We start from the raw sequence: 12,780 nt of genomic DNA on the forward strand, positions 1-12,780 counted from the left end.
GATCGCCAGCGGAGGGGGCGGGGTCAGCCGGCGTCGAGCGCGCCGACGAGGCTCGCCACGGTCACGGTGTTGAAGACGAAGGCGACGATCGCGTTCGCCGAGACGGTCCTGCGCATCTCGCGGGAGGTCACGTCCACGTCGGTGGTGCCGAAGGTGGTCATGACGGAGAGGGCGAAGTAGACGTAGTCGGCCCAGAGCGCGGGGCCGTCGCCGGGGAAGTCGAGCGCCCGCTCGTCCTCCACGAGGTTGTCGGCGTGGAAGGAGACCGCGAAGGCGGTGAGGACGCACACCCAGGCGGTGACGACGAGCGTCAGCGCCATGGCGACGCGGACGCCCGTGGGGAGGTCGGTGCCGAGGTGGCCCGGGCGCCAGACCACCGCGACCAGCAGGGCGGCCGCGGCGATGGAGAGGGAGACGCCGGGGCCGGGGGCGCTGCCGAGCACGTACCGCTGGAGCACCGTGCCGCGCTCCTCGCGGCGCCCGGCCCAGGCGCGGATGGCCTCGGGGGTGGCGGTGGAGAAGGCGGTGAGGGTGACGGCCAGATAGGTGGACAGGTACGAGAAGAGGACGATCACGCCGGCGTCGGCGGTGGAGAGGCGTCCCGCGTCGTCGAAGACCAGGATCAGCAGGGCCGTGACGCAGCCCGCCACGATCCAGCTCACCGTCGAACGGGGGCGCTCGGGAAGCCAGGAATGCACCAGGGGCACGACGGGACCCTCTCGTCGCGGCGACGAACGACAGGGCCCCAAGGTACGACATGTCGGGCGTGGAACGCGGATCAGGCCTTCTTGACCACGCTCGACTTGAGCTGCATGGGACCGAAGCCGTCCACCTTGCAGTCGATGTCGTGACCGTCGACGCCGTCCACGAGCCGGATGTTGCGGACCTTGGTGCCGGCCTTGATGCCGGTGGGGCTGCCCTTGACCTTGAGGGTCTTGACGACGGTGACCGTGTCGCCGTCGGCGAGCGCGTTGCCCACGGCGTCCTTGATCACCTTGGGGCCGCCGGGCTCGGCCTCGGCCTCGGCGGCGGCCTCACCGCCCGCGGGCCACTCGTGACCGCATTCGGGGCAGACGTACAGCGCACCCATCTCGTAGCTGTAGACGCCGGAGCATTCGGGGCACGGGGGCAGGTTCTCGTTCACTCCTCGATCCTACTGAGCGTTGTGACCAATTGCGAAAATTCGCAAGCCGGGCGTCGCGTGCCCTCAGCTCCGGAGGTACGAGGCTCCGTTGAGGTCCAGGATCGTGCCGGAGGCCCATTCGGCGGCGGGCGAGGCGAGCCAGAGGACCGCGGCCGCGATCTCGGCCGGGTCGGCGACCCGGCCGAAGGGGCTCTGGGCACGGATCGCGTCGCCCTCGGCGCCGGTGAGGCGGGAGGCGACCCGCTCGGTGGCGAAGAAGCCGGGGGCGACCGAGGCGACGCCGATGCCGTGCGGGCCGAGGGAGACGGCGAGGGACTGGCCGAGGGCGTGCACGGCGGCCTTGGTCGCGCCGTAGGCGGGGTGGTCGGGCTCACCCCGGAAGGCGCCTCGGGAGCCGATGTTGACGATCCGGCCGGCGGCCCCCCGGTCGATCAGCCGGCGGGCGACGAGGTGGCTCAGGTTGGCCGTGGCGAGCAGGTTCACGGAGACGTGCCGCTGCCAGAGCGCCGCCCACTCCTCGTAAGGGGTCTCCGCGAGGGGGTGCGGGAGGTTCACGGCGGCGTTGTTCACGAGTACGTCGATACCGCTGCCACCGCCGGCCTCGCCGAGGGCCTCCGCCGCCTCGTCGACGACCCGGGCCGCGTCCCCGGGGTCCGCGAGGTCGCCGCCGACCAGGACGTGTCCGCTCCCCTCCAGGGAGGCGAGGGTGGCGCGGGCCTCGTCGGCGCGGGTGCCGTAGTGGACGGCGACCCGGTCGCCGTTGGCCGCGAAGGCGCGGGCGACGGCCCGGCCGAGGCCTCGCGAGGCGCCGCTGACGAGGACGCCGCGGCCGGTTTCGGAGAGCTGCACGGGGGACCTTCCGGCTGGGGGACGTACGGCACGGACCATACGGAACGTCATTCTGCCGCTGCGGCAAGGGGGATGGGCCGGCGAGGGGACCAGCGGGCCCGACGCGGAATCAGCGACTCCTTTTGGAAGGTTTTGTGTCACTCCGGATATCAATCCGGTCAGGTTGAGTTTCGAACCGATCAACAACGCCTCTATAGTGCGGTCGTTCCGAGCGTCCCCTGTGCTTGCCTCTCGAGAGTCCGGTTGATGTCGGCGTCGCCCACCCCGTTCCGCCCTGCCCTGATCACCTCGCTGCTGACCCTCGCCGCGGGCGGTGCGCTCACCGCCGCCGCGACGAGCGCCGCACCGGCCGAAGTCCGGTCCTCACTGGCCTGGTTCGCGGCCTGCGGCGTGCTGCTGCTCGCGGCCGCCGCCTTCGCCGTCACCTGGTACGCGCGCACCGCCCGCGGACTCGCGAAGCAGACCGAGCGGCTGACCGCGCAGGTCGCCTCCCAGGACACCTACGCCGCACAGCGCCAGGCCGCCGCCGAGCGCGAGGCCGCGGCCCTGAAGGAGCGTCACGAAGCCCAGGCCGCGGCGGAGACGGCCGCCCACACGGCCCGCGCCGACGAGCTCGTGCGCACCCAGCGCGCCGAGGCCGAGCGGCTCGCCGCCCGCCACGCGGCCGCGGTCGCCGGTCTCGAACAGCGGCTGCGCCGTGCCGAGTCCGCCCGCTCCGCCGCCCTCGCCGCCGCCGCCAACGCGGCCGGCCGCATGCAGGCGCTGGCCACGAGCATGATGGCCGACCTGCGCGAGATGGAGCACCGGCACGCCGACGAGGACGTCCTCGCCGACCTGCTCCACCTCGACCACCGCACCGCGCAGGCGGGTCGGCTCGCCGACTCCGTCGCCGTGCTCACCGGCGCCCGCTCCGGCCGCCGCTGGGCCCGGCCCATCGTCATGGAGTCGATCCTGCGCGGCGCCATGGGCCGCATCGCCGGCTACCAGCGGGTCCGGCTGCACTCCAAGTGCGAGGCGGCCGTCGCCGGCCACGCCGCCGAGGGCGTCATGCACGCGCTCGCCGAGCTCCTCGACAACGCCGCGAACTTCTCCCCGCCGAGCGCCGAGGTCCACGTCTACGTGGAGGAGGTCCCGGCCGGTGTCGTCATCACCGTCGAGGACAGCGGCCTGACCATGAGCGACGTCCAGCTGCGGCGCGCCGAGGCGGCCGTCGACGCGAGCACCCAGGACCTGGCCGGCCTCTCCGGCACCCGCCTCGGCCTCCACGTCGTCGGCCGGCTGGCCCGCAAGCACAACCTGTCGGTCTCCTTCCGGCCCTCCGCCCGCGGCGGCACCGGCGTCGTCCTGATGATCCCCCAGGAGATCGTCAGCCGCGGCGCCGAGACGGCGGCGCAGACCGCCAAGGCCGCCGCGCCGCTCCCCGTGCCCGCCCCCCGCACCGCCCCCGACGCCACGCCGGCCGCCGCCCCCGAGGCCGCCCCCGAGACCCCGGCCGACGGCGACGGAGACGGCGACGGGACCCTGCTGCCGCGCCGCCGGCGCGGCCGGACCCTCGCCGCCCACCAGGACAAGACCCCGGCCGAGCCGCCCCGCCCGGCCAAGCCCCGCACCGGCGAGGCGTCCCGCGCCTCGGCCCGCTTCGGCGGCTTCCAGAGCGCCCTGCGCGGCACCGAGCCGAAGCCGGGCGACACCCCCGCCCCGGGCCCCGCCGCGGCGGCCGGCCCCTCGGCGGAACCGACGACGCCGTCCTCGAACGACCCCCATTCGGAAGGCAATCCGCGATGACCGGCACGACCACCGACGACAAGCTCAGCTGGCTCCTGGAGGGTCTGCTCGAACGGACCCCGGGCACCCGGCACGCCCTGGTGCTCTCCCGGGACGGCCTGAAGCTCTGCCGCACCTCCGGGCTCTCCGTCGACCAGGCCGACCAGCTCTCCGCCATCGCCGCGGGCATCCAGAGCCTGTCCCACGGCGCGTCCGTGGAGTTCGGCGACGGCACCGGCGGGGTCCGCTCCGCGATGGCCGAGTTCTACGGCGGGATCCTCTTCATCGTCGAGGCCGGGGAGGGCGCCCACCTCGCGCTCGTCGCCGACGAGGACGCCGACGCCGGGCTCGTGGGGCACAACATGACCGAACTGGTCGAGCAGCTGGGCGAGCACCTCGTCGCGAGGCCGCGGGGATGAGCCGCGTCAGGCCGGGTCGCGACGACTCCCCCGACCGGCTCTACACGCTGACCGGCGGCCGCAGCAGCTCCGGGTCCACCGCCTTCGACGTGGTCACGCTCGTGGTCGCGGAGAGCGATCCGGTGCCCGGCATGCAGTCCGAGCACGCCGCCATCCTGCGGATGTGCCGCTTCCCCACCGCCGTGGTGGAGGTCGCCGCCGGGCTCGGGCTGCCCGTGTCGATCACCAGGATCCTCCTGGCCGACCTGCACGACACCGGCCGGATCAGCGCGCGGCACCCGCGCCCCGCCTCGTACCGCCTTCCCGATCACGACATCCTGGAGCAGGTGCTCGTTGGACTCCGCAATCTCTGAGCAGCAACCGGCCCTGAGCAGCACCGCCGACAACGGACTGAAGATCGTCGTCGTCGGCGGCTTCGGGGTCGGCAAGACGACCCTGGTCCGTTCGGTCAGCGAGATCCGTCCGCTGAACACCGAGGAGACCATGTCGCAGGCGGGCGAGGACATCGACGACACCGTCGGCGTCGCCGCCAAGACGGCCACGACGGTCGCCTTCGACTTCGGCCGGATCTCGCTCGACGCGCACAACGTGCTGTACCTGTTCGGCGCGCCCGGGCAGGAGCGGTTCTGGTTCCTGTGGGACCGGCTCTTCTCCGGGACGCTCGGGGCGGTCGTCCTCGTCGACACCCGGCGGATCTCGGACTCCTGGTACGCCGTGGACCGCCTGGAGCACCACGGCACCCCGTTCGTCGTCGCCTGCAACGACTTCGGCGGGCCCGCGCACACCGCGGCCGAGATCCGCGACGCCCTCGACCTCGCCGAGGAGGTCCCGCTGGTCTTCTGCGACGCCCGGTCCAGGGAGTCCAGCAAGCAGGTCCTCATCGCGCTCGTCGAACACCTCAAGCACGTCGTCGCCGCCGACCCCGAGCGCGGTCGGCGGCCCGTCCCGGAGCCCGCCCCGTGAACCCTGCCGAGCCCGCGCCGGTCCCGCTGAGCGGTCCGCGCTTCCACACCGACCCGGTCGAGCTGTACCGGCGCATCCGGCGGGACCACGGGGCGGTCGCCCCGGTCGTCCTCGACGGCGACGTGCCCGCCTGGCTGGTCCTCGGCTACCGCGAGCTGCACCAGGTCACCAGCGACCCCGTGCTCTACTCGCGCGACTCCGACCTGTGGAACCAGTGGGACGCGATCCCCGCCGACTGGCCGCTGCTGCCGATGATCGGCCGCAAGCAGCCGTCGATCCTGTACACGGTGGGCGAGCGCCACCGCGAGCGGGCCGGGGTGATCTCCTCCGCCCTCGAGTCCGTCGACCCCTTCGAACTGCGGCGGCGCGCCGAGCGGTTCGCCGACGAGCTCATCGACGGGCTGTGCGGCAAGGGCGAGTGCGACATCATCGCCGAGTACGCCATGCTGCTGCCGGTCCGGGTGCTCGCCAGCATCTACGGCTTCGCCGACGAGCAGGGCCCGGGGCTCGTGACCGCCATGAACGAGATGATCAACGGCGGTCCCGGCGCGCTGGCCGGGCAGCGGCACCTCGCCGAGTCGATGGTGGCGCTGCTCGCCGCCAAGGCGGAGGCGCCCGGGGACGACGTCGCCTCGCGGATGCTCGGCAACACCGCCGGGTTCACCGTCGAGGAGGTCGCCCAGGACCTCATGGTGATGATGGCCGCCGGCCACCAGCCGACCGCCGACTGGATCGGGAACTCGCTGCGCCTGATGCTGACCGACGACCGCTTCGCCGCCTCGCTCTCCGGCGGCCGGCACAGCGTCGGCGAGGCGATGAACGAGGTGCTGTGGGAGGACACGCCCACGCAGAACGTTGCCGGGCGCTGGGCCTCGCGCGACACCCACCTCGGCGGCCGGCAGATCGGCCGCGGCGACCTGGTGCTGCTCGGGCTGGCCGCCGCCAACGCCGACCCGCACGTCCGGGCCGACGCCGGCGCCCTCACCGGCGGCAACAACGCGCACCTCTCCTTCGGTCACGGCGAGCACCGCTGCCCGTTCCCCGCGCAGGAGGTCGCCGAGACCGTCGCCAGGACCGGCATCGAGGTGCTGCTCGACCGGCTTCCGGACGTCGACCTCGCCGTCGGCGAGGCCTCCCTGACCCGTCGCCCCTCCCCCTGGCTGCGCGGCCTCACCGCGCTGCCGGTGACGTACACCCCGACCCCCGCCCTTGGAGGGACCGCATGACCTGCCCCATCGACCACACCGCGGGCGGCGAGCCCGTCGTCCTCGACCCGTTCGTCACGGACCTCGACGGCGAGAGCGCCCGCCTCCGCGAGGCCGGTCCGCTGGCCCGCGTGGTCCTGCCCGGCGGCGTGTCCTGCTACGCCGTCACCCGGCACGCCGAGGCCCGGGCGCTCCTCACCGACGCCCGGCTCGTCAAGGACATCGAGCAGTGGGGGGCCTGGCAGCGCGGCGAGATACCGCTCGACTGGCCGCTGATCGGCCTCGCCAACCCGGGCAGGTCGATGCTGACGGTCGACGGCGAGGAGCACCGCCGGCTGCGCACGCTGGTCGCCCAGGCGCTCACCGCGCGCCGGGTGGAGCGGCTGCGCGCCGGCATCGAGACCCTGACGACGGATCTGCTCGACCGGCTCGCGGAGCGCCCGGCGGGCGGGACGGTGGACCTGAAGGCCGAGTTCGCCTACCCGCTGCCGATGAACGTGGTCGGCGAGCTGATGGGCGTGGACGCGGCGGACCACCCGCGGATGAAGGCGCTGTTCGAGAAGTTCTTCTCGACGCAGACGCCCCCGGAGGAGGTGCCGCAGATGATGGCGGACCTCGGGGCGCTCTTCGGCGCGATCGTGGCGGGCAAGAAGGAGTCGCCCGGCGACGACCTGACGAGCGCGCTGATCGAGGCCTCGGAGGACGGCGACCGGCTCTCGACGGAGGAGATCACCAACACCCTCCAGCTGATGGTGGCCGCCGGTCACGAGACGACCATCAGCCTCATCGTGAACGCCGTGGTCGCCCTGGAGACCCACCCGGAGCAGCGCGCCCTGGTGCTCAAGGGCGAGGTGCCGTGGGAGAACGTGATCGAGGAGACCCTGCGCTGGTCGACGCCCACCTCGCACGTCCTCATCCGCTTCGCGAGCGAGGACATCCAGGTCGGCGACCGGATCCTGCCGAAGGGCGAGGGCCTGATCGTGTCGCACGGCGCGATCGGCCGGGACGAGGTGCAGCACGGCCCGACGGCGGGCGACTTCGACGTCACCCGCGAGTCGCTCCGGCACATCGCCTTCGGCCACGGCCCGCACGTCTGCCCGGGCGCGGCACTGTCCCGTCTGGAGGCCTCGGTGGCGCTCCCGGCGCTGTACGCCCGCTTCCCCGGGCTGCGGCTCGCCGTGCCGCGCGAGGAGCTGAGGAACAAGCCGGTCGTCACCCAGAACGACCTCTTCGAGCTTCCGGTCGTCCTCGCCTGAGGTCCGAACGCCCGTGCCGCGGTGGCCCGTTCCCCTCGGGGAACGGGCCACCGCGCGTTCTCTCCCTCCTCGCTGCAAGTTTCCGCAAGATCTTGCGGAGTCGGTGGCGGGGCTGGTTGACTCGCCCGGAATCCACGGGCGGGACCCGGGGCCCGCGCACGAGAGGGGAAGCATGAGCCACGCGTACGACGTCCTCGTCCTGGGAGGGGCGGGTGTCGACACCATCGTGTACGTCCCCGAGCTCCCGCTCCCGTACGCGGACAGCTACATGATCCGCCCCGGGATCGAGGCCCGGGCGGGCCAGACCGGTGACTTCGTGGCGCTCGGCGTCAGCTCCCTGGGGCTGCGCACCCACCACATCGACCTGCTCGGCGACGACCACGCCGGCGACCTGGTCCGCGCCTTCCACCGCGACCGCGGCATCGACTTCACGGAGGTCCCGCAGCCCGCCGGCACCCGGCGTGCCGTCAACCTCGTGAGCCCCGACGGCCGCCGGCTCTCCCTCTACGACGACAGCCGCACCCGGGAGTCGGACCGACTCCCGGAGGACCTGGTCCGCAAGCTCGCCGCGGCCAGCCGGCACGCCCACGTCTCGATCACGTACCCCTGCGCCTTCACCCTGCCGCTGCTGCGGGAGGCGGGCCTCGGAGTCTCGACCGACCTGCACAACTGGGACGGCGAGAACCCGTACCACGAGCCGCTCGCGTACGGCGCCGACGTCGTCTTCGTCTCGACGACGGCGCTGCCCGACCCGGCGGCGACCATGCGGCGGATCCTGGAGCGCGGCCGGGCCGAGGTGGTCGTGGCCACGGCCGGCGCGGAGGGCTCGTACCTGCTGACGCGGGCGGGCGGCGAGCCGCTCCACGTCCCCGCGGTGGCCCCGCGCGGCCCGGTCGTCGACTCCAACGGCGCGGGCGACGCCTACGCGGCCGGTTTCCTCTTCGGCCGGCTCACCGGCGAAAGCCCGGAGCGCTGCGCCCTGTACGGGGCGGTGGCCGGCGCCCACGCCTGTACGGTCCCCGCCACCGCGAGCGACGCGATCGACCGGGCGACGCTGCTCGCCGAGGTCGCCGCCCTCAGCTGAGGCCGGGAGCGGGCAGCGCGGCGCCGACGGCCGCGTGGACGGCCCGGGCGAGCCGGGCGCCCCAGAGCGAGCGGGGTCCCGCGAAGGGTTCGGCGGGGCCGCCGGGACGGGGCGCGCGGGCGAGGACGCAGACCGCGTCGGTCGGGGTCCCCGAGCAGTCGTGACCGGCGTCGAGCAGCGCCTGCACCTTGGCCTCCGTGGCGGTCGCCACCGCGTTGACGAGGGCGGCGTCGGTGAGCGGCGCGGGCACGGTGACGACGATGTTGATCGTGCCGGGGGCCTGGGGTCCGGGGAGTCCCGCTCCCGGAGCCGCCGCCCAGCCGCGCACCTCTATGCCGGCGGTGGCGACCGCGTCGACGCCGCCGTCGGCGGCGGTCCCGCGCCGGGTGACCTCGGCGGCGGTCATCAGGCCGACGCCGGGCCCCCGGAGTCCGGCGCGGCGGGCGAGCGCGGCGAGGTGCGCCTCGGGGTCGGTGCGGGTGTAGCCGTGGGCGACCTGGACGTTCATCACCCAGGCGCGTTCCCCGATGCCGCCGCCGAGGACCGCGCTGCTGACGGCCCGCCAGCCGGGTCCGCGGCGCCAGAGCAGGGCGCCGAGCCGCTGCCCGTCCTCGTCCCGTTCGAGCAGCTCAGGAAGGGCCGCACGGTTCGGTTCCACCACGACGGTCACTGCACGCGCTCCTCGCTCACCCGGACGTCCCGGAGATCCTACGGGCCCGGTTCCCGCCCGCCCTTCCGCCCGCCGTTCCGCTCGCCGTTCCGCCCGCCGTTCCGCTCGGGCACGAGGGTGGCGCCGAGGACCAGTCCCACCGCGATGGCGGTGACGACCAGGACGAGCTCCAGGAGGTCCGAGAAGCCGTCCACCACGTGCCCGCCGGCCAGCGAGGTCAGCCCGCGCATGCCGAGCGAGCCGACCGTCAGGGTGAAGAAGCCCGGCAGGACGAGGAGGAGCCGGGGCGGCCGCTCCGGGCCCCGGGAGGCCAGCGTCGCCACCGCCGCGAGCACCACCGCCGCGACGAAGGTGCCGCCGGTCTCGCCGATCAGCGCGGTGGCCGCCGACTGGACCGCGACCGTCAGGTAGACCAGCGCGAGGAGGGGCCGGAAGAAGCGGCGCGGGATCGAAAAGGCGAGCAGGGTGCCGGCGGTGAAGACGGTCCAGGAGGCGAAGAGCAGCCAGCGGGGCAGGTCGGTCCTCGCGGCCGTGTCGAAGAGGGCGGTGGTGGAGGTGCCGGTGACGTACGCGCCGAGCAGGACGCCGACGCAGAGCTGGACCAGCAGGAAGACCGCGTACACGAGCCGGACCGCGCCGGTGGTGATCAGCCCGGCGCCGAGTTCGGCGGCGGCCGCGCTGAGGTAGTCGCCGGGCACGAAGAAGAACAGCGCGGGCAGCATCAGCAGGACGGGCCCGCCGTGCGCCGGATCGCCGGCGAACAGCCCGAGCGTCACGACCGACACGGCGAGCGAGGCGACCAGCGGCAGCACCCTGGCGAGCCGCGGGACCCGGTCGGAGGCCACCGCGAGGACCGCGGCGAGCGTCGCCAGGACGGCGGTGGTGCCGAGCTCGTACCAGGTGGGCTGCATCAGCGGGGCGAAGCCCAGCGAGAAGAGCACGATCCCGAGCAGCTTCAGCCACCAGGGGTACGGAGCCGGCGCCGCCTCGATCCGGGCCAGCCGCGCGTCCGCCTCCACCGGCCCCGTGCGGCCGGCGACCACGTCGGCCACCAGTGGTTTCACCGCCGCGATCCGGTCCAGGCGGGCCACCTCGGGCGCGGCGTGCACGATGACGGTCCTGGCCCGCCCGTCCGGGGCGGTGACGGTCAGCGTGGCGGTGTCCATCACCAGGAGGACGGACACCTCGGCGCCCAGCGCCCCTCCGGCCGCCGTGACCTCACGCGCGATCAGCTCGGAGCCCTCGCCGGAGGTCCGTAGCAGCAGCCGGGTGAGGCGGGTCAGGAACCCGGCGACCCGGTCGAACCCGGCGTCGCCGTCCGCCGCCCCCGGCGGATCGCCCACGGGTCGCGCCACGTCCGCCTCCTCGGTCAAGGGTGACGAGCGATCAGCATCTCCCAGGGGGCGCCGCCCGGCATCCGGCGTCACCCGAACGGCTCTCCCGCGCTGCGCGCCCCGCCCGCGGGGCACAGCCTGGGGCCGATCACACCGATTCCCCAGGGAGGGCCCATGGCATCGATGGACGTCCCGGCCGATCTGCCGCAATCCCGTGCCCAGGCACGACCGACCGCGCCGCCCACCATCACCTGGGTGACCCTGGCGCTGATGACGACCGCGTCCGTGGCCAGTCTGCGCGCCGCGCCGACGATGGCCGTGTACGGCCTCGCCTGCGTCTTCCTCTACCTGGTGCCCGCGATCGTCTTCCTGCTGCCGACGGCCCTGGTCTCGGCCGAGCTGGCCTCGGGCTGGTCGGGCGGTGTCTACCGGTGGGTCGCCGAGGGGCTGTCGAAGCCGCTCGGCTTCCTCGCCGTGTGGTGCCAGTTCGCGATGACGATCTTCTACTATCCGAGCCTGCTGGCCTTCGTGGCCTCGACGATCGCGTTCGTCATCGATCCCTCGCTCGCGTCGAACGGCGTCTACACGGCGATCGTCATCATGGTCCTGTACTGGACCGGCGTGTGGGTCTCCTCGCGCGGCACGAAGGCGCTCGCCGGGCTCTCCAGCTGGGGTCTGATCATCGGCACCCTGGTGCCCGGCACCATCCTCGTCGTGCTCGGCATGGTCTTCCTCGGCCAGGGCAACCCCTCGGCCGCGCCGATGGACAGCAGCCACCTCCTCCCCCAGTGGACGGGCCTGGCCAGCCTGGTGCTGATCGTCAACAACTTCCTGTCGTACTCGGGCATGGAGATGAACGCGGTGCACGTCTCCTCGCTGAAGAACCCGGCGAAGGAGTACCCGAAGTCGATGTTCCTGGCGATGGGCCTGGTGCTGCTGATCTTCATCCTCCCGGCGCTGGCGATCAGCTGGGTCGTCCCGGCGGACCAGCTCAGCCTCACCGCCGGCGTCATGCAGGCCTTCGACGCCTTCTTCTCGTACTTCGACGTCGGCTGGATGACCCCGATCGCGGCCGTCATGCTGATCTCCGCCTCCCTCGGCGGCATGCTGACCTGGCTGGCCGGCCCCTCCAAGGGCCTCCTGGAGATCTCCCGCCAGGAGGGCTACCTGCCGCCGTTCCTGCAGAAGCTCAACAAGTTCGGCATCCAGCAGAACATCCTCGTCACCCAGGGCATCGTCACCTCGGTCATCGCCCTCGGATACGCGCTGATCCCGAACGTCTCCAGCGTCTACTGGATCTTCTCGACCATCACCACGCAGGTCTACCTCATCGTCTACCTGCTGATGTTCGTCGCGGCGATGCGGCTGCGGAAGCTGCAGCCGGACCATCCGCGCGGCTACCGGGCGCCCGCCCTCGGGCTGATCTGCTCGGTCGGCCTGCTGGCCTCGCTCGCGGCGATGTTCATCGGCTTCGTCCCGCCCTCGCAGTTCGGCAGCGGCAGCCTCTGGTCGTACATCCTCATCGTCGGCGGCGGCCTGGTGATCCTCGGACTGCTCATCCCCTGGGCCTTCCTGAAGCTGCGCAAGCCCAGCTGGCGGACGGCCGAGGCCGCCGCCACCGACGAGGGAGACACCGCATGAGCCCGACCCGCTTCGCCTCGGAGCACAAGGTGATCTACTGGGGCGCCATCGTGATCCTGGTCGGCCTGCTGATCGCCGGTCTCATCAAGTACAGCGGTTTCAAGCGCACCGCCGAGACCTCCCGGAAGGCCGAGCAGCTCAGCGAGGAGCTGGTGAAGGCGGGCTACCCCGCCCCCGACCAGGAGACCGCCGAACGGCTCCTCGGCACCGACGGCGGCCCGGTCTGCGAGGACCCCGGCAACGCCCTGAAGACGGCGCTGTACCGGCTCCAGCAGCTCACCACCGGAGCCCCCGGCCCCGGCAACCGCCCGGTCATCGCCGACTCCAAGGCCGTCGAGGTCGAGCGGATCGTCCTCCAGGTGTACTGCCCCGACGAGGTGGACGACTTCGACGAGGCCGTCGACGACCTCAAGACCGACGACACCGTCAGGCGCTGACGGACCGTACGGCC

Annotated in this window: 14 protein-coding genes; 9 read left to right on the top strand and 5 right to left on the bottom strand. The window is 73.3% G+C overall.

Going from position 1 to position 12,780, the window contains the following annotated elements:
- Window positions 1-23: 23 nt before the first annotated feature.
- From AB0E19_RS02615 to AB0E19_RS02625, 3 genes are all read right to left on the bottom strand, one after another.
- Window positions 24-698, bottom strand: coding sequence for a DUF1345 domain-containing protein (locus AB0E19_RS02615; protein WP_362172324.1), 675 nt, complete (start codon window positions 696-698; stop codon window positions 24-26).
- A gap of 80 nt (window positions 699-778) precedes the next feature.
- Window positions 779-1,144, bottom strand: coding sequence for a zinc ribbon domain-containing protein YjdM (locus AB0E19_RS02620; protein WP_362171967.1), 366 nt, complete (start codon window positions 1,142-1,144; stop codon window positions 779-781).
- 63 nt (window positions 1,145-1,207) lie between these two features.
- Entirely contained in the window at window positions 1,208-1,993 is a 786-nt protein-coding gene (locus AB0E19_RS02625; RefSeq protein WP_362171970.1) for an SDR family oxidoreductase, read from the bottom strand.
- 246 nt (window positions 1,994-2,239) lie between these two features.
- Between AB0E19_RS02625 and AB0E19_RS02630 the strand changes: the two genes are divergently transcribed.
- The 7 genes from AB0E19_RS02630 to AB0E19_RS02660 all read left to right on the top strand — a co-directional run bounded on the left by AB0E19_RS02630 (window position 2,240) and on the right by AB0E19_RS02660 (window position 8,684).
- On the top strand, window positions 2,240-3,778 hold the full coding sequence (locus tag AB0E19_RS02630) for an ATP-binding protein (RefSeq protein WP_362171973.1): 1,539 nt from the start codon (window positions 2,240-2,242) through the stop codon (window positions 3,776-3,778).
- Window positions 3,775-4,176: a roadblock/LC7 domain-containing protein gene (locus AB0E19_RS02635; protein WP_043225763.1), complete on the top strand. Its 402-nt coding sequence runs from the start codon at window positions 3,775-3,777 to the stop codon at window positions 4,174-4,176. Before AB0E19_RS02630 ends, AB0E19_RS02635 begins: the two co-directional genes overlap by 4 nt.
- Window positions 4,173-4,529 (top strand): DUF742 domain-containing protein, encoded by a 357-nt coding sequence (locus AB0E19_RS02640; protein WP_169092314.1) that lies wholly within the window; start codon window positions 4,173-4,175, stop codon window positions 4,527-4,529. Before AB0E19_RS02635 ends, AB0E19_RS02640 begins: the two co-directional genes overlap by 4 nt.
- Complete coding sequence (locus tag AB0E19_RS02645; protein WP_362171978.1) at window positions 4,510-5,139, top strand: ATP/GTP-binding protein; 630 nt, start codon at window positions 4,510-4,512, stop codon at window positions 5,137-5,139. Before AB0E19_RS02640 ends, AB0E19_RS02645 begins: the two co-directional genes overlap by 20 nt.
- Window positions 5,136-6,365 carry a cytochrome P450 gene (locus AB0E19_RS02650; protein WP_362171981.1) on the top strand — a complete coding sequence of 410 codons (1,230 nt, stop codon included), beginning with the start codon at window positions 5,136-5,138 and terminating at the stop codon, window positions 6,363-6,365. The genes AB0E19_RS02645 and AB0E19_RS02650 overlap by 4 nt, the downstream gene beginning before the upstream one ends.
- A complete protein-coding gene (locus AB0E19_RS02655) occupies window positions 6,362-7,600 on the top strand; it encodes a cytochrome P450 (protein WP_362171984.1) in 1,239 nt (412 codons plus the stop codon). Before AB0E19_RS02650 ends, AB0E19_RS02655 begins: the two co-directional genes overlap by 4 nt.
- A gap of 172 nt (window positions 7,601-7,772) precedes the next feature.
- Window positions 7,773-8,684 (top strand): adenosine kinase, encoded by a 912-nt coding sequence (locus AB0E19_RS02660; RefSeq protein ID WP_362171987.1) that lies wholly within the window; start codon window positions 7,773-7,775, stop codon window positions 8,682-8,684.
- On the opposite strand, the gene AB0E19_RS02665 is transcribed toward AB0E19_RS02660, so the two are convergent.
- On the bottom strand, window positions 8,677-9,354 hold the full coding sequence (locus AB0E19_RS02665; RefSeq protein WP_362171990.1) for an adenosylcobinamide amidohydrolase: 678 nt from the start codon (window positions 9,352-9,354) through the stop codon (window positions 8,677-8,679). The genes AB0E19_RS02660 and AB0E19_RS02665 overlap by 8 nt on opposite strands.
- Before the next feature lie 38 nt (window positions 9,355-9,392).
- The gene (locus AB0E19_RS02670; protein WP_362171993.1) at window positions 9,393-10,709 is read right to left on the bottom strand and encodes a threonine/serine exporter family protein; all 1,317 of its coding nucleotides are present in this window, start codon (window positions 10,707-10,709) and stop codon (window positions 9,393-9,395) included.
- A 153-nt stretch (window positions 10,710-10,862) separates the two neighbouring features.
- On the opposite strand from AB0E19_RS02670, the gene AB0E19_RS02675 reads away from it, so the two are divergent.
- Both AB0E19_RS02675 and AB0E19_RS02680 read left to right on the top strand, forming a co-directional pair.
- On the top strand, window positions 10,863-12,329 hold the full coding sequence (locus AB0E19_RS02675) for an APC family permease (RefSeq protein ID WP_362171996.1): 1,467 nt from the start codon (window positions 10,863-10,865) through the stop codon (window positions 12,327-12,329).
- Window positions 12,326-12,766 carry a hypothetical protein gene (locus AB0E19_RS02680; RefSeq protein ID WP_362172000.1) on the top strand — a complete coding sequence of 147 codons (441 nt, stop codon included), beginning with the start codon at window positions 12,326-12,328 and terminating at the stop codon, window positions 12,764-12,766. Before AB0E19_RS02675 ends, AB0E19_RS02680 begins: the two co-directional genes overlap by 4 nt.
- Window positions 12,767-12,780: the final 14 nt, after the last annotated feature.

It is taken from the genome of Streptomyces sp. NPDC047974 (assembly GCF_040653375.1).
In the GTDB taxonomy this organism is placed as follows: domain Bacteria; phylum Actinomycetota; class Actinomycetes; order Streptomycetales; family Streptomycetaceae; genus Streptomyces.